Source organism: Puniceicoccus vermicola (assembly GCF_014230055.1).
Lineage (GTDB): Bacteria > Verrucomicrobiota > Verrucomicrobiia > Opitutales > Puniceicoccaceae > Puniceicoccus > Puniceicoccus vermicola.
The window spans coordinates 1-18850 of the sequence record NZ_JACHVA010000124.1 but is presented as its reverse complement, the minus strand read 5'-3'; the positions used below and the strand labels follow the sequence as shown (position 1 = coordinate 18850).

The following is an 18850-nucleotide window of genomic DNA, read 5'->3' as shown; positions in this document are numbered from 1 at the left end:
GCGATCCGGTTTAGCGTGATCTCCGCAAAGGTCTTCCAATCCCCCGATCTATTCCTCTCTACACTGTTTTCGGAATCCCACACCAGAGAAAACCTCATGAACCATGTAACGAAACGAATGATCCATGAACCTCCGTTTCGGGAGGAGAAACCATCCGCACCCTGGGGCCGCGGAAACTGGCCCTGCAGTTGGATCTGTCACCCAAGCGATCCCCAATGCCCCTTTACCTCGGCTTTTAAGAAGGAGTTCGACCTCACGTCCTCTGAAGAGATCCGAGTACATGTCAGCTCGGATGAACGTTACGAATTGTATCTGGACGGCGAACTGGTGGGGCGCGGTCCTGAGCGCGGCTCACCGGAATGCTGGTATTTTGAAACCTACGACCTCGACCTGGAGGCCGGGTCCCATCTATTGGTGGCAAGAGTCTGGGCGCTTGGACCCAACCGAGCGCCTACCGCACAAATGAGCATGGCACCGGGCTTTCTCCTCGCCCCGGAGAGCGAAGAACATCAGGGATTGCTCGGTACCGGACTAACGCCGTGGCAGGTCCTGCTTTTTACGGGACTCAACTACCCCGAGGGACCACACAATTATGGCATTGCCGATGGGATCGAATTCGACGGCGCATCTTATCCATGGGGATTTGAAACGGGAGATGGAAGCGGTTGGATCGAGGCGAAACCTGGACTGGTGGCCAAGAGCGGCGCTACGCCCAAACTTTCAAGTCAGGCGCAACCGCTCGTGCCGGCCATTCTCCCGGCCATGCTGAACGAACCGCGTCGGCTAGGCCGTTCCCGATACGCGTCCGCCACAGTTCTGCAGGAAAAGTACCTGAAAGCGGCAAGCGACCCCGAAACGGCTAAGCAGTGGGACCGTCTTTTGGGTGGGGATGCGACAATCACCTTGCCTGCCCATTCTCAACTACGGATCCTGATCGATCTGGATGACTATTACTGCGCCTACCCTGAACTCACCACGAGCAGGGGCCAGGGAAGCCGTATCTCTGTCTCCTGGGCCGAATCACTCTATCATACCGTGGAGCGCACACCGGAGTGGCCCGACCGCAAGGGCAATCGCGACGAGGTCGAGGGGAAATTCTTTGTCGGCTACGCCGACTATTTCCGACCGGATGGTGGTTCGAAGAGAAAGTTTCGTCCCCTCTGGTGGAGGGCCGGACGTTATCTGGAAATTCTGATCAGCACGGCAGAGGAGGCCCTGATTGTGGATGATCTGATTTTTTACGAAACCCGCTATCCGCTGGAAATGGAAAGCCGGGTTCAATTTGAAGATCCACGATTGGAAGAGGCCCTACCGGTTATGGTGCGGGCGCTGCAGACGTGTTCTCATGAAACGTATATGGACTGCCCCTATTATGAGCAACTCATGTATACAGGGGACACTCGGCTCGAGATCCTTACGCATTATGCTTTGCAGCGGGACTACCGACTCCCGGCCAAGGCGGTACGACTTTTCCAGCTTTCTCTATCTTCGAATGGCCTGACCAAAAGCCGCTATCCGAGCCAATCGGGTCAATTTATTCCACCATTCTCACTCTGGTGGGTCACCATGGTTCATGACCTGGCGCTTTGGCGGGGCGAGGAGACGCTGGTGCGTCAGGCACTTCCGGTATGCCGCCTGGTTCTGGATCAATTCACAAGCCACCTGACTGCAGATGGAGTCCCGGCACCCCTGGAGGGCTGGAACTTCATGGACTGGGTTCCGGGCTGGCAGTATGGCTGCTGTCCCGATGGAGACATGAGCGTCAACAGTGTGCAGGGCTGGCAACTTGTATTGGTTCTCGCCCTGACGGCACAGTTGGAAGAATGGATGGGAGAGCCGGAATTGGCCAGTCGTGCAACCAAGACGGCTGGCAAGCTTGCCACTAGCCTCAAGGAGAAATTCTGGAGCGAAACGCGCGGTCTCTTTGCCGACAACCCCTCGCATACCTCCTGGTCAGAGCACGCCCAGTGCCTCGCCATTCTCAGTGGCCAACTGACCTTGGACGAGGAAGCAGCCCTCATGGATGCCATGCTTGCGGCGGATGATCTTGCCCAAACAACCATCTACTTCGCCCACTATTATTTCGAGGCATGCCAAAGAACCGGAAGAATGGATGCCTTTATGGAGCGCATGCAACTTTGGTTCGGGTTGGTCGACAAGGGCTTCAAAACCACCTTCGAAAAACCCGGCGATACCCGGTCGGACTGCCATGCCTGGGGAGCCCATCCGCTGTATCATTACTATGCGACTATTCTCGGAGTTCGGCCCGCAAGTCCGGGATTCGAAACCGTTCGAATTTCTCCCCAGCTGGGCAAGATGGAGTCCGCATCCGGGAGCCTAGTGCATCCACGGGGCCACATCGATGTCGACTACCGGAAGAGCGGGCGGTCACTCAAAGCCACGATAACCCTGCCCGAAGGAATTACCGGGACTTTTAGGCACGGTGAAATCGAGATCCCTCTGTCCGCCGGAAAGAATCAGGTGACGGCGGAATAAGAACCCAAAGGTGAAACCTGTCTGGGAACCACACCCCGCACCTCCATGGGCCAATTCTTTATCTTTGCCTAAACCGAATTCATGCCCATATATTCCACTTATGGTTCCCAAGGTCTACAGGCAATTTAAGCTGGATGGAGATACGGCCGATCCCGGGCATTTACAGATTGCTCGCTTTTTGGAGCGGCTTATCCACACGGATGTTCTAAAGGAAAATGAGCGCCTGCCCAGCACCACGGAGCTCGTGAACCTCTGGGGAGCGAACATCACCCGGATCCAGCGGGCCATGGATCTGTTGGTGGCCAATGGCCTTTTGCAGCGTTCACCCCGCAGAGGAACTTTTGTAACGTCAAAGAGGGCTCGTCCTTCCGTCGGGATCTTGATCGGTCCCGATTTGTTGCCGGGGGAACCTCAATTTTATCGATTGCTGGCTGCCGATCTCAAACTGGAGATCAAATCGAAAGGCCTTGTTCCCAGACTATACGATTCTTATAATGGTTCCCGAGCGCCCTACGGCGGCGGCTCTCATGAGGATATCCACTATGATCTGATGCATCGATCATTTGTCGGATTCACGGTGGTGGGGGTGCCCCGGAACGCTCTTTTGCTGGAGGAGGACAAACTGCAGATCGGGAAATCCAAGTTTCCATACGCCAATTTTTCCACACCGGCACCCGATATTGATGTGCATGTCGATTATCATCATTTTGCGAGCACGGCAGTGGATTCCCTAATTTCCCAAGGTTGCTGCAAGTTTGCGTATTTCCCTCCCTCCATCGGCCCCCGTTACAAAGAGCATCTAAAGAGTTTTACCGATTCCATGAAAGTCGGCGGGATCCCTGCCAAGGACTATAAAGTGGTGAAGGATATGAATAAGGGTATCGATCACCCCCAGTCAGTAGGACTAGAGCGTTCGGCCTATGAGAAGACGATATCGCTTCTCAAAAAGTGGAAAAAGTCGAAGTTTTCGCCCGACGCCTTTATTATCTCTGATGATATCGCCGCCCGCGGAATCATTGCGGCCGTAAATGCGGCTGGAGATTCCGCGTCGAAGTTTGTCGTTCAGTCGAATCTGAATACCGAGCATTTTTATGTGCTTCCCACAGCGCGCTACCTGGTATCCACCGCAGAAATTGCGAGTAATCTGGTCCAGCGGCTAACGCTACGCATGACCAATTCCCCTCATGCCTCGGAGCCGGAAAAGATTCGGGGCACTCTGACCAAGGCTTATCGGTAAGCTGGGGTAAGATCAGCTGCCCGCGGCCCTATTGCCTCCAAAGCCGACCGGACGGACGAAAATCCATTTCTGGCAGCTCCGCATAGTCTACGGGAACATCAACGACCACAAACGCCATCACTTACCCGATGTATGATTCGGGATTCCAAGCCATCTCCAGATCGGTTGATTGATAAAAACCCCCAAGCGCTGTGGGTTCCGGCCTTCATCTCAGCATCAAATCCGGTGTGAGACAGCATGACATGATCGGTATGGGAATCGAACTGCACTTCCACTGCTACTGCACGGCTGGCGGGTTCCTCTTTGCCATTTAGTGACACCGGCAAGCGTTTTATCTGCGGAGTGGATTCGGAGGATTTTCGTGGAACAATGCCCCAGACCAGACAGTCGCTGGTGATTTTTTTTCGAAAGGCAAATACCGGATAATTTTCGGCATTCAGATTCCGCGCTTCCCTATAGGCATCCAGACCGGCGTCACTCACACGTTCCAGATGCAGACCAGAGTCTTCCGGCGGCAGAATAGCAAGACTGGCATTGGAAGAATCGAGGCGGATACCGTCACCCTCGAGTTCTCCCGGACAGCAGCCATGAAAATAGGCGCTTACGGGATTCTCCGTATCAGAATCGATCCAGTCGAAAACCAGAAAATAACTCGGTTCTGATTTAAAAAAGAGGATCTTACGCGCGTGGAGAATCCGCTTGTCGGGTCCCCGGTTAAAGCCTTCGTGCACGCCATCAAAGAAGTCGTGGGTATCTTCACGGATCCACCGTCGCACACAGGGAATGACCTGACTCTTCCATCGCCATTGATTTTCCAATTCGGCCTGCTCCATGCCATCGATGGTCAGACAAGTATGGGCTTCGGTTTTTTGATCGTACTCGCGTGCGGGCGAATCGCCATAGTTAACGCACCCCATCTCTCCCACGAACCTTTGGCCCAAAGCGTGGATCTCCATAGAGAACACCTCGTTGTGTCCGTGGCTGGTCACGATCGGACCGCGGTCCGCTGCCGCCACAGCGAGGTAATTAGCGAACTCATGATCGCTGTTCCGCATGGCTCCGTAGCCTGTAGCACCCATCAACACCGATTTATGCCGAGGGTTCTGGGAACGGGTGCCGGCATAGACTCGTGCCCCGGCAAGGCCGACTTTCCAGAAGACACTCAAGGGCAGTTCCCCCTGCGTTTCCCTCTGGACCCCCGGCCGGTGATGGCGGAAGCGCTCGGCATACCATTTCGCTTCGCGGTCGCCGGTAACGGCCGCAGAGACAGCCGCCAGGTTGGTCAATCCTCCAGGATTCGGTTTCATGTCGCCAAAACAGGGCGAACTGCCATTGGGCGTCGCTAGACGCAGTAGAAAGTGCGTCGCATGCAGGAGCCGGTCTCGGTATTCGGAGGAGAGCGGAACTCCATTTCGTTGGGCAAGGAGATAAAAATCCCAAAGATGCGTCAAAGACCCACCCTGATATCCCAACGACGTTTCGCGAGCTCCCCCATCGGCCCGATAGTGCCCCCGGAGATGCTCCTCCATGATGCCGATGCTGCTTCGCAGGTAATAGTCAGCCTGTTTGAATTCCGGAAAGAAAATCCCGTAAAACGGTAGGACATGCATGCCATGCAAATACCAGTTGTGACCCTCCGGCCCGAGGGTCCGCTGCGTCCAACCGGAGGTGCGCTCCCATGCATCGTCCGTGATGGCGCAGATGTGATCCAAAACGGCAATGCGCCCTTCGCGGGTGAATCCCTCACAGTCGGAGAAATAGAGCCATGTGTCTAGCTCGATTGCGCCTTGGCTGCCATTGAAATGTTGCCAGTTAAACATTTCGCCCGTGGGAAGCGCCCGATAAAAGCGTTCGAACGCGCGGCCATATCGTGGATCTCCGGTAGCCCACCAAGCCTGGCCCAGACGGGCGACGGTGGAAAGTGCACGGGGACCTTGCGCCTCTTCGATGGACAGTGCTTCCAGACGGTCTGCCTCGGTGGTATCGAAGTTGCGCCAGGCCTCATAGTGCTCATTTAGGAAAGCGAGGATCTCCCCTTTGCACTCATACTCAAACTGGTAATTCCGGCGTGGAGAAGTGGCGAGGTGAGCGAGAAGTGCGGCGGCCTTGTCCGGAGCTTCGCGAACGCTTTCCAGTGCCGGATGCGACCAGTCCACCCTATCCAGCAAACTTTTTTCTTTGGCGGCATCCAATTCAGTGCGGTTTTCATCGGCAAGGATTTCCATAGCGTATGTCATCTTTTTTCTATCGGAGGTGTAAGTGAGCCTAAGCGAATACTAGAATGGGGAATCGACAAAAAGAGGAGAGAAGGTAGCCGTGAACCCCAAAGCGGGAACTAGAAAATTCGGGACTGTCCACAACTGCTACCCCAACCCAAAACACCGAAACTTTCAAGTTTTTGTTCCCGTTTATTTCTTACAACCCAAATTTCTGACCTTAAACTCTTCCCTATGATCGATTAATTTTCAGGGCGGAGGATTCGCGGATAACGGCCCGTCACTGCTGTGAGAAGATGCACGTTACAAACTTGCATACCAAAGTTTAATTTCCTTTTGTTCTACATCCCTCACATATACCAGGCAACTGTTCATCGGCGGCACTCCCGTCGAGAGGGAACCCCATAGAAAGTAATAAAGACGCTTACCCTCATGACCGAAGAAAACATCCATTCCCTTTCACTCACCGCCCCGGAAATCCATTTCCACCCCGGTCCGCAATTTACCTCGTCCCGGCGGCTATGGCAGGGAATCCCCGGGATTGAACAGACCTCCGAAGGCATTCTGTATGCGACCTGGTATTCCGGAGGCACGACCGAAGGCATCGAAAACCACGTCCTGCTCGTTCGCAGCGATGACGACGGCCGGACGTGGTCGGAACCTCTGCTGGTCATTGACCCCGCCGGCCCCGTGCGCGCATTCGATCCTGTTTTATGGGTCGATCCGAGCCGACGCCTGTGGCTGTTCTGGGCACAGAGCCAAGGGCTTTGGAACGGTCGCGGCGGCGTTTGGTGCATTCGCTGTGAAGACCCCAATGCAAAGCGTCCCGCCTGGACCTCACCCCGCCGCATCGCCAACGGCGTCATGATGAACAAGCCCCTCGTCCGATCCAACGGCGAGTGGCTTCTGCCCATTGCAGTCTGGGGCACCAAACCGCCGCGCCTTCCGGAGTTGGCCCATGAAGCGGTCTCCAGCGTCTTCGTCAGCACCGACAGCGGGGAAACCTTCACCCGTCGCGGCGGAGTGGATGCCCCACATCGGTGCTTCGATGAACATATGCTCGTGGAACGGAACGATGGCACGATCTGGATGCTCGTGCGCACGGTTTACGGCATCGGCCAGAGCACCTCGCCCGATGGAGGTGCCACATGGACAACACCCCGCCCGACGGACATCGCCGGCCCAAACAGCCGTTTCTTTATTACCCGCCTTTCAAGCGGCCGACTGCTCATGGTCAACCATTTTGGATTCACAGGACGCTCCCACCTTACTGCCTCGCTCTCCGAAGACGATGGCCATACGTGGCTATCCCATTTGCTTCTCGATCCGCGCCCCGAGGTCTCCTACCCCGATGCAACGATTACCCCGGACGGACGCATTCGCATCATCTATGACCGCGAACGGTACAAGGCGCGGGAAATCCTTCTCGCCCGCATTACAGAAGAAGACATCCTCGCCGGAAAAATTAAATCGGCGGAGAGCTGTCTCCAGCAAATGGTCAACAAGATCGAGGACCAGCGACTGTAAGAATATATCCACAGAGTGGCATGAACGTCGGTTCAACAAAAAAATAATCGCTATGCGTCAATCGACCCTGACTGGTCGCGTCTGAATTTCATAGCTCTAAACCGGATAACTAGTGCCCCTACCGCCCAACATCATTCTCTTCATGGTGGATCAATTGGCCGCGAAGTGGCTCTCGCATGTCGAGAGCACCGTCGGCCTGCCCAATGTCGCTAGGCTTCGCTCCAGCGGCGTTTCGTTCAACAACGCGTTTACCAGCAATCCGGTCTGTTGCGCCTCGCGGGCGACGATTGCCACCGGGCTCTCCAGTCGTCAGCATGGCGTGCTCGAAAACGGGTATCAGCTCGATCCCGGCCTGCCGACCTTCATGCGCACACTTCAGCAGGCAGGGTGGCGCACAGGGGCCTTCGGGAAACTGCATTTCCATCCACACTTTGCGGGTCTGCGACCCGACTATCGAGAGTATGGCTTTGACGATTGTGAAGTCACCGAAGACATGCGCGGGGGAGCCTGGCTGGATTGGGTCGCCTCCGAACATCCATCCCATCTGGACGCGGCGCTGGCCACCGTCTGGCAGCCCAAAGTTCCCGAGTTCGCATCCTATGGCGCGGAGGGCCGGAACCTGCGCGCCCGGATCGAGTCCATCCGCGCCAACTTTCCATGGGCCAGTGCGGAATTCCCCGACGCCCATGCCGGCGCCTATCCCCTTCCCTTCCCCGAGGAGATCTCCCAAACCAACTGGATCACCGCCAAAGCGCTGGATTTCCTGGGAAGAGCGGACGAGCGCCCGTTTCTGGCGCAGATCAGCTATGTCCAGCCGCACGGCCCGTATTGCGCTCCGGCTTCCGACCTGTGCCGGATACCCGAGGACATCATTCCAACACCCTTAGAGGCGGAGTGGCTGGAGGACCCACACGCCCCTGAATACTTCGCGCGACAGCGGCCGGTCAGCGGTAACTGGCGGCACGACCGCCGGTGCTATTTCGCCGATCTTCTGCACCTCGACCGCCAGATGGGACGCGTTCTGGACCGGCTGGAAGATTTGCAGATCCGGGACCACACCTGCATCCTGTTCTGTTCCGATCACGGAGATTTACTTTACGACCATGGATTTAAAGGAAAAGAGGAACGCCACTATGATGCCTGCATCCGGGTACCTCTGATCGTTTCCGGCCCCGGATTCTCCACCGGTCAAACGCGGGCGGATCTGGTGCAACTCGAGGACATCTGTCCGACCATTCTTGAATTGGCAGGTCAGCAATTCCCGCCCCCCGTGACGGGTCCCGATTACCCCGGCCCGAATCCGGTGTTACCCGGCATTTCCCTTTTATCGACCCTGCGGGGCACGGACTTGCGGGAGGCTGTTTATTGCGAAAGTTACAACTCGATCCGTTCTGCCAATCCGCAGGACTGGGCCAGGACGATTCGGACTCTCTCCCATCGTTACACCTGGTATCCGGGCGGCGGGGAGCAATTGTTTGATCTCTCCAGAGATCCCGAGGAACAGCACAATCTGGCGGGCTGCGCCCGGCACGCCGCTCTCAAATCGAAACTCAAGGAGATGCTTTTGGAACGGATCGTCCTGCAGGACTTCCCCAAGCCCCGCCATCATTTATTCGCGCTGGGGGTGCACTGATTCGCGGAAATCAGCCTTCCGCCACTTCGAAAACGAATCCATGGAAGCCCGCCCCGGCTCCCCCTCCGAGTGTCGCAAAGAGATGCGACGGCCGGTCACCATCGAAGAGAATATTGGGTTCCTCCATGCGCTGCGCTGTTCCGAAAAGCTTCCGGGGACTTGGATAACCGGGTTCCGGAGGTCCCCAAGCCAAACCATCCTTCGAACGAAACAACAGTCCGCCATTTTGCTCCAAGATACATATCGGATTGTCGAGTTCCGATGCCAGCATGCAATAGGCGTCATCTTCCCGCCAGACAAAGGGATCCTCAAAGGAAAGTGGGGCAAGATCCAGGACCGGGTTCTCGGAATACTTGACATAGAGCCCTTCCAGAGTCTTCGCCGTGGCCAGACCGATCCGCATCGGCCCCGCTCCCGCACCCGGTAGCCGCGGACGCCCTTTGTAATAGATCCAAATCTCTCCACTGGGATGCACAAGCATAGCCGGGTTGTTGCAGAGGTAACCATCGAAGGCCTCCGGTTTCTCGCCCGGCGCAATGATCGGAGCATCGGCGCTCAAGTTGGTCCACGGTCCGTCCAAAGAATCCGCCACCAGCAAACCGATCGCCTGGGTATCATGACGCCTCGCGCGGCATCCCGTGTAGCAAAGTGCGAAACGTTCGCCGATGCGATAAATCTTCGGATTGATGACCGCCGAATCATCCCACGATCCATCGCCTCCCTCTTTCCGCAAGACAACCTGGCGAATTTCGTAGGGCCCGAGGACATCGTCCGAAACGGCATGAACGATTTCGCTGCCCAAATACCACTGCGCGTCGGGACTTGAGCCTTCCTCCGGTGTTCGCCAGCGGGTGAAGAAAACGTGCACTCTCCCTTCATGAAGAATCGGCGCACAATCCCAGACCGTCCAGCCCTCTCGGCTGAAATCGAGAATGGGGCCAAGCGGTCGCAGTCGATCGACGAACCGCACACCACAGTTACGGTCTTCATTCGGCATCGGAGAGATCATACTCAGCTTCGAAATAGGGACAGTCCGGATGGAATTCGGTCAATGGCTTCGCCTCATTCACCCGACCAATCGGCCGGACTCCATCCCCGCGCATGCCCATGGAGCTGTCTCCGAGGTCGCAGCGGCAGGCAGTCAGCAGTTCCTCCAGTTCACGGGCCACTTCGGGATGATCCAGAAGCACATTACAGCTCTCTCCCGGATCCGTCCCGAGCTCAAAAAGCTCAGGGCCGTTTCCATTCCAGACATGATATTTCCAATTCCCCCTCCGTACCGCACAAAGCTCCTCGCCAAGGTAGTAAAACATCTCCGTCCGTTCAAGCTCCGTCCCCGTTCGTTCAAAGAGCACCCCACCCGCATCGCATCCGTCGATCCGCCGACCGCACCGCCAGTCGACTCCAGCCAGAGAAGCAAAGGTCGGCAGAAAATCCATGGCGGAAACCGGGGCATCGCACTCTTCACCGGGCGCAATCACCCCCGGCCAGCGCATCACGCAAGGCACCCGGAATCCACCCTCCCACGCCGAGCCCTTGCTCCCGCGCAGCCCGCCGTTGCTACCACCGTTTCGTCCATTGGATCCATTGTCCGAGGTGAAAATCACCAGCGTGTTCTCCGTCAATCCAAGCCGCTCCAACTCCCACAAAAGGACCTCCGTGCTCCAATCAACACATTCCACCGCCGCACCGTAGCGCCCGTTGCGGGACTGCTTCATAAATCGTTCCGGGGCGAACAGCGGGAGATGCACCTGCATGTGCGCCAGATACAGGAAAAACGGACCGTCCCGCTCCGCACGGATGAACCGCACCGCCTCCTCCGTATAGCGCTCAATCAAGGAGGCCTGATCCGGCTGCGCCTCAATCACCTCCTCATCACGCAGAAGCGGCAGTGGCGGAAAGTCGACCTCCCGGCCCGCCTGACGCCCCATGTCGTTGCTGTAGGGCAATCCGTAATAATGGTCAAAACCATGCCGCGTCGGCAGGAATTCCGGCTGGTCGCCGCAATGCCATTTGCCAACCAGGGAAGTCGCGTATCCAGCGCGCTTGAGCAAAGTGGCAATGGATGTCTCGTCCGGCGAGAGACCGACCGGCTGGCCCGGAAACAAAACAGGACGGTCATCGAAGGAACCGAACCCAATGCGCGGAGGATAACAGCCCGTCAACATCGCACCCCGGGAGGGCGAGCATACGGAAGCCGCCATAGAAAAGTGAGTCAGCCGAAGACCCTCGCCAGCCATCCGGTCCAGACAGGGAGTCGAGTTAACCCCAGAGCCATAGCATCCCAAATCCCCAAAACCCAGATCATCGCAATTGATCAGAATAATATTCGGACGACTGGCCTGATGGTTTTTCGGATTCAAAATCTACCTCTTTCCCTCAGGGACGCTTTGCCTGATAACGGGAAATCAATTGGCGTTCCGTCCCTGCTGTCAGTTCGACCGTGTTCCCGACATGAATGCTTTCGATTACAGGAAAGAGGCAGGTCGATTGGAAAAAGTGGAGAGATATACCGTCAGGAAACACTGCGTCGCCGACCGCAAACCACAACCGTCACCCCACATCCCGCCAGGAGGATCATGGTTGCCGACGAGGGCTCGGGGATCACGGAGAGCGTGCCGGTGCTTTCGTCAAAGGCGTAATAACCACTGGTCCAAAGCGTCCCGCTATTGGAGAATCCATTCACGCTGAAGGTTTCGCCAAAGGTTACATTCGAGGCCCCGAGACTGGCCAGATCGACAATATTCCAGAAATCACCCTGGGTCGTACTGGCGCTACTGAGATCGAAATAGAAATCGCCGTCCAAATCGACGATGGAAGTGGACGATGCCGCAGAGGAGTCGTAAATCTCGTTATTAACCCCGCTGCTGGCTCCGATGACGAAATTCATGCGCGCATTGTCCGCCAGAGTGAAGTGGCCCACGTCCACATCGATGTCTCCCGTAAAAGTATTGGCCGAGGAAAGGAAGGTGACCGTCGGATCGTTGGCGGCCTGACGGTTGTAGATCCTCAGTTCTGCCGAGCCCCCGACCGCAGCAAGAAAGTTCACGGAAGCCCGAATCGTCTGCAGACTAGAGTTTCCCGCGACTGTAACATTCCCATCAAGATTGAGATCCCTGCCGCTCGTCCCTGTTTGGAGGTTTGCATTATCCAGGATTAGGTCGTTCACGGTCAAAACGCGCGTAGTGCCCGCGATGACCGCCCAATTCGAATTATTGATTGTCAGCGAATCCCCTCCGAAAGTGTAATCATTGTTATCATTGGGAACCTCCAGTCGGAATCCATTGGTATAATAGTCGTTCCCAGCCTGCGGTGCCTGATTATCATCCCAATTTCCTGCCGTAGCAAAAGAGGAATTACCTGAATCATCCGCATCCAAAGTCACTACGGCAGAGTGAACCGGAAGGCATACCAAGCTGATGCCGAACGCAAGCAGAGGAAACAAGTGAGAGAAGAAGGGAATAGGGGCAAGCTTACTCATCATGAAAATATTTAAACCCGGTCGGATTGCCATAGTCAAACTCAATATTTCCTTATATTCTCCGGCTTGGCCACGTGTCCAACTCGACGCCACGTCCCGTCAACAAAACAATTGGGAAAGAATGGCGAAGGAGAGGTGGATTCGAGCTCTTACAATTGGTTAAGCTGGAAGCCATACCGTTTCTCTTTCTTCCTTGCTTCACCTTATTCTACTGAATACGAATATTCGGGAATATAAATGAAGAAAAAGCCAAATATCCTGCTCTTTCTTTCGGACGACGAGCTCCTCGACACGATCCCCGCACTGGGAACCAAGCAGATTCACTCACCGACTCTTGATTCGCTCGCTGTTCGAGGAACAACATTCACCCACGCAGACATCCCGTGAGGCAATCGCAGGTCGGTTTGAGATCCAGTGCCAGGGTTACCCTCAACCCTGACTCTTACCCAATGGACCGAACGCCCGGCCAATCGAAGAGACGCATCCTCTTCGCCCTCCCCGACCCTTCCGATTATCACATCTTGGACGGACTCGACCAGACTCTCGCTTGGCTCGTCTCGAATTGCGAATAAAACGAAAAAAACCATTCTCATGAATCCGAAACCGATACACCTAGGCTTGATAGGGACTGGACAGCGTTTGCTCAAAGTAATCCAAAAAGTCCTAAATGCATCAGACCAAAAAATCGTGGTCGAAGCCATCTACGATCCCGACCCAATTTCACAAGCCGCTGCGCAAACCGTATTAGGAACTCCACTCACCCTGTGCTCCTCCGAAGACGAATTATACCGAATTTAGGAAGTTTTGATAGTTATGGCGGGATGGGAAATGAGTCTGAGCGAGGCGGCCCAATTGGAGGCGGGTCTGAGACCCGTGCCATTTGGGCTAACGCTGCTCAGGCTCATTTCCCGCCCGTCCCAGGGGGATGCGCCCAGAATCGAAGGTCGCGGCGTTGCAGGGATCGGAGCGTATCTCGATACGAATCAGATCCTTGCGCCTTGCGCTGCTTCGATTCTGCGCTGCACCATAAGGATCAAAACTTACTAAATTCGGTATTAGTAGGTCGATCGTCGGTCGACTGGGTCTTCATCGGATCACCCAACACTCATCACCCCCGTCAATCAATCAAAGCTCTGCAGGCGGGGAAAAATGTCTTCTGCGAAAAACCGCTTGGAACCGATCTTAGCGAATGCCGAAAGGTCAGAAATGCCGTCAGGGAAAGCGGACGCACCTTTGCTTTTGGCCTCGTTCTCCGATACTCGCCACACTACCAAAAGATTCGTGAGGTGGTCCAGTCTGGCGCACTCGGAAGACTAATTTCCTTCGAATTTAACGAGACCCTCGATTTTAATCTCGGAGGATACATTTTTGGAAACTGGCGCCGCCATCGCGCTGTCGCCGGACCCTATTTATTGGAAAAGTGCTGTCATGACCTGGATCTAGCCAACTGGATTCTCTCCAGTCGGCCTTCGCGCGTAGCCAGTTTCGGCGGACTTGATTTCTTTGTCCCTTCAGAGGAAAAAAACATCGCTCGGGTTGGCGAGAATATTGAAGGGCTACCTGCCTATCAAACCCTGGCCGATCCTCATAGGGTTAATCCATTTCGGGGAGAGGCTGACATAGTGAACAACCAAGTCGCCATTCTCGAATACGAAAACGGTGCCCACGGGACCTTTCATTCCAATGCCAATGCGGGCATCCCCGAACGCCGGTTCTATTTTTGCGGCAGCGAGGGGAGCCTCCTGGGCGATGCCTGCTCGGGTATCATCGAATGGAAACGCATCGGCTATGAGACCCCCATGGAACGCTTCGAGACCCCCTGCGATCTCCATGCTTGTGGAGACGACATCATGGCAAGCGGGCTGCGCCGACACCCTATTGCATAACAAGCCACCTCTAGCCACAGTCGACGATGGAATCCTTTCCTGCATCGCCGCGATAGGAATCGATCACGCTCTCCAGTGCGGAAAGACAATAGACCTGAACTCCCTCTACCAAGAGTATCTCTGAAGAGAGATTATCCAAGAAGGACACAGCGCGAACTAGCAGGATCGCATTCAGTTCAACTGGGGAAACGACTAATTCATGGCCCCTTCTTATGATCAGTGCATCTCCACAGCAACCGTCCCAATTCCCGACCGAAGAAAATTGAATCGCACGTCTTGATGGTCTGCGAGAAGAGACATCGGCACGGCACTACTCCGCAATCCTTTCGAAATCATCAAAGCAGTCAGGCGCATTCCGAATGGATTATCATGGTGCCCGGGGTGCCAAATGCTCACCGTTTCGGCCTTCCAGGTTTCCTGCGGGCCGACCGTACAGGCTCGCGTAGGCACAAGAGAGACATTCCCACCACCCGAGGTGCGCGCATTTTGCATGATGGTTACGGGATGAAGATCCACCACGCGCGTCCCTTTCGCCAAATACTCTTCGGGAGTTGGCGGATGCTCTTCGAACTTCCCTTCGCGACGAACCGGATCATTAAAAGCCCAGTGCTTGATTTCACCCTGCCCTCCCTGCATCAAAACACACCGGACAGAATCGTAGGTCGCGGAGTACTCGGCAAGGTCACCGCCGGGAAAATGCTTGTTCGACTCCCGCATGGCTAAGTCCGAACGGATTCGATTAAAACAGAGTTCATTGTCACAGCGTGCAAATGAGAGAGGATGATCGGAATCTACAGGCTTCCCTGCCTCGTCCACCCATTCGTCCATCCCCCAAAAGTGCGCCTCGCGTTGCTTCAAGTTTAGCTCCAACGCGTTCACCATCTGGGCGACAATCAGTAGTTGTTCCGTCGGCCCGATCGGACCGCAGATGCCAGCAGGATTATCGGGAGTCGATTGTTGCCATGCCTGGATATACTCAAGTGCCTGAGCCGCATAAAATTCCTGCACCGTGTCATAGAAACGAACGGTAAATCCCGGACGGGACAACTGCTCGAGATCCGAAACGGTCAATCGGGCGGCATCGTCCAGGATATCCCTTTCTAGTGTCGTATAATCCCACCATGTCGGTGCTAATTTGCTAATTGGATGGCTCATTGGTTTTTCGTTTCAGGTTAATGAATCAGGAATAGACGGACGGGAATGCACTTTGAACAAAGTCGGGCAAAAGAGATTCTAAAGGCTGGTAATCTTGCGGACAAAACCCAAGATGATGGTGAATCCGCCAACCCTCAGCACAAGAGAACCGACAAGAATTGTGCTTGGCCAACTGGTGGCCCATATCAATCATCTCATCCACATAGGATCCCATGCCCTGGGTGGTCTCGAGCCACTCTTTCTGGCTACGGTGACAATTCAGCATTTTCTCTTTGATCGGAATTTTCGTGAAAATATCAGTAAAGAGATCCGGCTGAAAAGGGTTTCCCATACTATCATGCAAGCCATGAGGTGCGGCGTGATAGATGCGAACCGGATCGTTGTAGGTCGGAACCTCCGGGCCCGTGATATGGTTCGGCATCGCTCGACTGAACGCAGCTGACACCACCAATCGACATACGTTCTGATGGTCCTCCATGTAGTCGTTCGGTGAATGGGTCAGGATGATCTGTGGCCGAATCTTCCGGAGGACCGCACTGACGATGGAGAGCGAGCGGCGATCATAGAAAACGGCGAGGTCATCAAAAACCGGTTTGTGCGCGTATGCGCCCAATACCGCGGCGGACGCTCGGGACTCTTTCCATCGAATATTGGCGGTCTCCTCTCTGCCGCGAACCGCATCCCCACAACAGCCATTCGCCAGATTCCACATATGCACGGAACAACCTACCTCTTTCAAATGAGCAAGAGTGCCTGCAAAGCAGAACTCAATGTCATCCGGATGCGCTACAGCGGCGAGAACCGTTGGGAGGGGGGGGGAAGAATTCATCGGACCTCAGTATAGATCGAAGTCAACAGATTCTCTTCTACCCTATTGCAAATGTTTCAATACTATTTTAACACAAATCCATCGAGAGACGTGTATCATGAATCATAACGTTCTCCGTGAGAGAAATAATCGCGATGACTCTTCCAGACAGAACCTAAGATGACCCATCTGATATGATACCGGATCCACCACAGCTTGAAGCCCTTTCCGGAGGCCAGATTGGAGTCAAAGTTTCCACCTTCTCCAAACCAAGCGTGGATTCCCATTGGCATTTTCATCCAGAAGTCGAAGTTGTCTGGATCGAGAAAGGTCGGGGCCTTCTTCATTCCGGTCGAGCAATGCGCCCCTATGGACCGGGCGATCTGGTGCTGACTGGATCAAATCTACCTCATGCCTTCACTTCGGATCCCTCCAACAAAAGCGGCGCAAAATGGACCGTCCTCCATTTCCGTCCGCTCGCCTGGGGGGAGAATTTTTGGGCTCTCCCTGAAAATCGCCCTACACGTCTTCTCCTCGATCAGGCGGAGCGCGGAGCGATTTTCCCCAAATACTCCGCCAACAATTGCTACGAAATACTGCGACGGATGGAGAATCGAACCAAGATGGATGCTCCGATCGCGTTGTTGCTCGACCTTCTCCATTCTCTCGCGATTACCACCTCTCATGAATGGTTGAACACCCCGAATTTCTCAGTGAAGAAAGCGGCGCATATTGATTCTCGTCTAGAATCTGTTCTCCGGAAAATAGAAACTAGATTCACGGAGTCCAACCTCACCCAAGCTGAGATCGCCAAGGGTATCGGTATGTCGCCCCAAGCATTCTCGCGGTTCTTCAAAAACAAAAGCGGACGGCACTTTCACCGCCACCTAAACGAATTGCGAGTCGCTCGCGCCTGCTCTATCCTAATTGGAAGTCGTAAATCCGTTACCGAAATCGCTTACGCGGTTGGATTTTCGAACCTATCAAACTTCAATCGGCGCTTCAGGGAAATTACAGGAATGCCCCCCACCGCCTTCCGCTCTAATTTCTACAAGGACTGAACGCATTCATTCATCCAGCAAATCGCCTTTCACCCAGCTTTTCAATGCACTGAACATTTCGGGTGCGTGGCGGGCGACGACTAAACAAGGAATCGATTATCGGGGAACGATGGATACGGGTTGACAGGTTCCGGATTGCTGGGAACGTCGGGCGCAGGGCTTCCCCAAAATCGTTCATGGGCTCTTTCTCCTTTTTCGACTTCATTTGAGTTTCGTCCAGTATTTGCGCTTTTCAGCGTAATTCTGGACAAAAACAACCGCTCATTCCCGTAGCCCTACCCTGCATCCGTAGTAGATCTCGCCCAGACAGAAGTTGACCTCCCCCCGATCAAGAAGTGTCCCGACTCACTGACTTGTCTCACGGTATAGTCTTCGGGGTAACGTATTTTGTCCGTTTCGCCGAGACGCCGGGAACTGGGGCGGTAAACTTCGCCGGGAAAAAGCATGTCCAAAGCCTCGTGAGGACGATCATGATTATACTCATGACGCCAGCGGTCGAAGCGCTTTTGTTGGGCTCTCATGTTCGCCGGCGGAGGCCGAACCGCCTCGGCTTCCAAGTCCAGGTGAGTGCGCTCGTGCCACCCGTTCTCCTGCGGCGATCCCGGCGTCGTGAACTCGACACGGATTCCCTGCTCGATCCACCACACGCTCAGACGCAAGAGTCGGCCCAGAGACCCGGAAGCAAACGGAGAACCGTTGTCCACCCGGATGACCTCCGGCAGCCCGTGATAGCGCATCAGCTTTTTGCAGCTTCTCAAAGTCCCCTTGAACTGCTGATTGGGCTGACACTTGCAGCCGATCACATAACGGCTGTAGCGGTCGCACACCGTCAGCGGATCGCAGAAAGAATTAAACGCTCCACTTCCTCCTCGGTTACAGAAGGACTGCTCCCGGGACAGCGGCTCCTGTCCTTCAACCCGGCCCGTCCTTCGCGACTGTGCCGTTCCAGGTATTTATGCCCGGTCTTCCGGCTGATTCCAAAATCACGACACAGATCCGTGATCGTGAAACGGCCGGTCCCCGCAAGGGTTACAAAACGTTCTTTTTCGGTCATCGATTCGGTCTCTCTCCATGGCATGAATGCCACTATAGAGTGTTACCGATGTCCTTGGGTCATACCAATTAAGTTAAAGCAGGAACGAAATACTACCTTTATATATTCAAAATCGATATGCTCCTGCTCTAGGCGGAGCCCGGAATTCTCACGAAGCATCTCAACCATCGACCTCTCTCCAGGATTTAATGAATCGAATTCACGATCACTGATTGATTGCGCGGCTTCGTGTTTTTGCGTCCGGGAACTAAAGTGTTTCCATGTCTCTAGGTTCATCATGAGCGATTCTACGTGCG

Annotated in this window: 18 protein-coding genes; 9 read left to right on the top strand and 9 right to left on the bottom strand. The window is 54.9% G+C overall.

The features are described from left to right. Positions 1 to 96: 96 nt before the first annotated feature. Positions 97 to 2496, top strand: coding sequence for an alpha-L-rhamnosidase-related protein (locus tag H5P30_RS15610; RefSeq protein ID WP_185693841.1), 2400 nt, complete (start codon positions 97 to 99; stop codon positions 2494 to 2496). Positions 2497 to 2596: 100 nt separating this feature from the next. Beyond that, positions 2597 to 3733: a GntR family transcriptional regulator gene (locus tag H5P30_RS15605; protein ID WP_185693840.1), complete on the top strand. Its 1137-nt coding sequence runs from the start codon at positions 2597 to 2599 to the stop codon at positions 3731 to 3733. A gap of 98 nt (positions 3734 to 3831) precedes the next feature. Here the strand turns inward: H5P30_RS15605 and H5P30_RS15600 are convergent, their stop codons facing one another. Beyond that, on the bottom strand, positions 3832 to 5958 hold the full coding sequence (locus H5P30_RS15600; RefSeq protein WP_185693839.1) for a heparinase II/III domain-containing protein: 2127 nt from the start codon (positions 5956 to 5958) through the stop codon (positions 3832 to 3834). A gap of 423 nt (positions 5959 to 6381) precedes the next feature. On the opposite strand from H5P30_RS15600, the gene H5P30_RS15595 reads away from it, so the two are divergent. Together H5P30_RS15595 and H5P30_RS15590 are read left to right on the top strand one after the other, a co-directional pair. Then, complete coding sequence (locus H5P30_RS15595; RefSeq protein WP_185693838.1) at positions 6382 to 7476, top strand: sialidase family protein; 1095 nt, start codon at positions 6382 to 6384, stop codon at positions 7474 to 7476. A 112-nt stretch (positions 7477 to 7588) separates the two neighbouring features. Further along, positions 7589 to 9109 carry a sulfatase-like hydrolase/transferase gene (locus tag H5P30_RS15590; RefSeq protein ID WP_185693837.1) on the top strand — a complete coding sequence of 507 codons (1521 nt, stop codon included), beginning with the start codon at positions 7589 to 7591 and terminating at the stop codon, positions 9107 to 9109. 10 nt (positions 9110 to 9119) lie between these two features. Here H5P30_RS15590 and H5P30_RS15585 read toward each other — a convergent pair whose 3' ends face one another. From H5P30_RS15585 to H5P30_RS15575, 3 genes are all read right to left on the bottom strand, one after another. Beyond that, entirely contained in the window at positions 9120 to 10118 is a 999-nt protein-coding gene (locus tag H5P30_RS15585) for a glycoside hydrolase family protein (RefSeq protein WP_185693836.1), read from the bottom strand. After that, complete coding sequence (locus H5P30_RS15580; protein WP_185693835.1) at positions 10096 to 11472, bottom strand: sulfatase-like hydrolase/transferase; 1377 nt, start codon at positions 11470 to 11472, stop codon at positions 10096 to 10098. The genes H5P30_RS15585 and H5P30_RS15580 overlap by 23 nt, the downstream gene beginning before the upstream one ends. A 152-nt stretch (positions 11473 to 11624) precedes the next feature. Then, the gene (locus H5P30_RS15575) at positions 11625 to 12590 is read right to left on the bottom strand and encodes an autotransporter outer membrane beta-barrel domain-containing protein (RefSeq protein ID WP_185693834.1); all 966 of its coding nucleotides are present in this window, start codon (positions 12588 to 12590) and stop codon (positions 11625 to 11627) included. A 237-nt stretch (positions 12591 to 12827) separates the two neighbouring features. Here H5P30_RS15575 and H5P30_RS15570 point away from each other — a divergent pair, with 237 nt between their 5' ends. The 4 genes from H5P30_RS15570 (at position 12828) to H5P30_RS15560 (ending at position 14476) form a co-directional block, all read left to right on the top strand. Then, positions 12828 to 12977 carry a hypothetical protein gene (locus H5P30_RS15570; RefSeq protein WP_185693833.1) on the top strand — a complete coding sequence of 50 codons (150 nt, stop codon included), beginning with the start codon at positions 12828 to 12830 and terminating at the stop codon, positions 12975 to 12977. Between the two features lie 62 nt (positions 12978 to 13039). Continuing rightward, positions 13040 to 13162: a hypothetical protein gene (locus tag H5P30_RS22290; protein WP_281388084.1), complete on the top strand. Its 123-nt coding sequence runs from the start codon at positions 13040 to 13042 to the stop codon at positions 13160 to 13162. Positions 13163 to 13403: 241 nt separating this feature from the next. Then, on the top strand, positions 13404 to 13637 hold the full coding sequence (locus H5P30_RS15565; protein WP_185693832.1) for a hypothetical protein: 234 nt from the start codon (positions 13404 to 13406) through the stop codon (positions 13635 to 13637). Continuing rightward, positions 13589 to 14476 (top strand): Gfo/Idh/MocA family protein, encoded by an 888-nt coding sequence (locus H5P30_RS15560; protein ID WP_185693831.1) that lies wholly within the window; start codon positions 13589 to 13591, stop codon positions 14474 to 14476. The genes H5P30_RS15565 and H5P30_RS15560 overlap by 49 nt, the downstream gene beginning before the upstream one ends. 216 nt (positions 14477 to 14692) lie before the next feature. On the opposite strand, the gene H5P30_RS15555 is transcribed toward H5P30_RS15560, so the two are convergent. Then, positions 14693 to 15631 (bottom strand): sugar phosphate isomerase family, encoded by a 939-nt coding sequence (locus H5P30_RS15555; RefSeq protein ID WP_185693830.1) that lies wholly within the window; start codon positions 15629 to 15631, stop codon positions 14693 to 14695. 25 nt (positions 15632 to 15656) lie between these two features. After that, a complete protein-coding gene (locus H5P30_RS15550) occupies positions 15657 to 16460 on the bottom strand; it encodes a PIG-L deacetylase family protein (protein WP_221774385.1) in 804 nt (267 codons plus the stop codon). Positions 16461 to 16633: 173 nt separating this feature from the next. On the opposite strand from H5P30_RS15550, the gene H5P30_RS15545 reads away from it, so the two are divergent. Beyond that, complete coding sequence (locus H5P30_RS15545) at positions 16634 to 17500, top strand: helix-turn-helix domain-containing protein (RefSeq protein ID WP_185691751.1); 867 nt, start codon at positions 16634 to 16636, stop codon at positions 17498 to 17500. A gap of 275 nt (positions 17501 to 17775) precedes the next feature. Here H5P30_RS15545 and H5P30_RS15540 read toward each other — a convergent pair whose 3' ends face one another. From H5P30_RS15540 to H5P30_RS15530, 3 genes are all read right to left on the bottom strand, one after another. Beyond that, positions 17776 to 18327, bottom strand: a complete 552-nt coding sequence (locus H5P30_RS15540) for an integrase core domain-containing protein (protein WP_185691750.1) — start codon at positions 18325 to 18327, stop codon at positions 17776 to 17778. A gap of 2 nt (positions 18328 to 18329) precedes the next feature. Beyond that, positions 18330 to 18554 (bottom strand): leucine zipper domain-containing protein, encoded by a 225-nt coding sequence (locus tag H5P30_RS15535; RefSeq protein WP_185691749.1) that lies wholly within the window; start codon positions 18552 to 18554, stop codon positions 18330 to 18332. 42 nt (positions 18555 to 18596) lie between these two features. Next, positions 18597 to 18850, bottom strand: a 254-nt coding sequence (locus H5P30_RS15530) for a Wadjet anti-phage system protein JetD domain-containing protein (RefSeq protein ID WP_185693808.1), incomplete at its 5' end; no start/stop codon positions are given.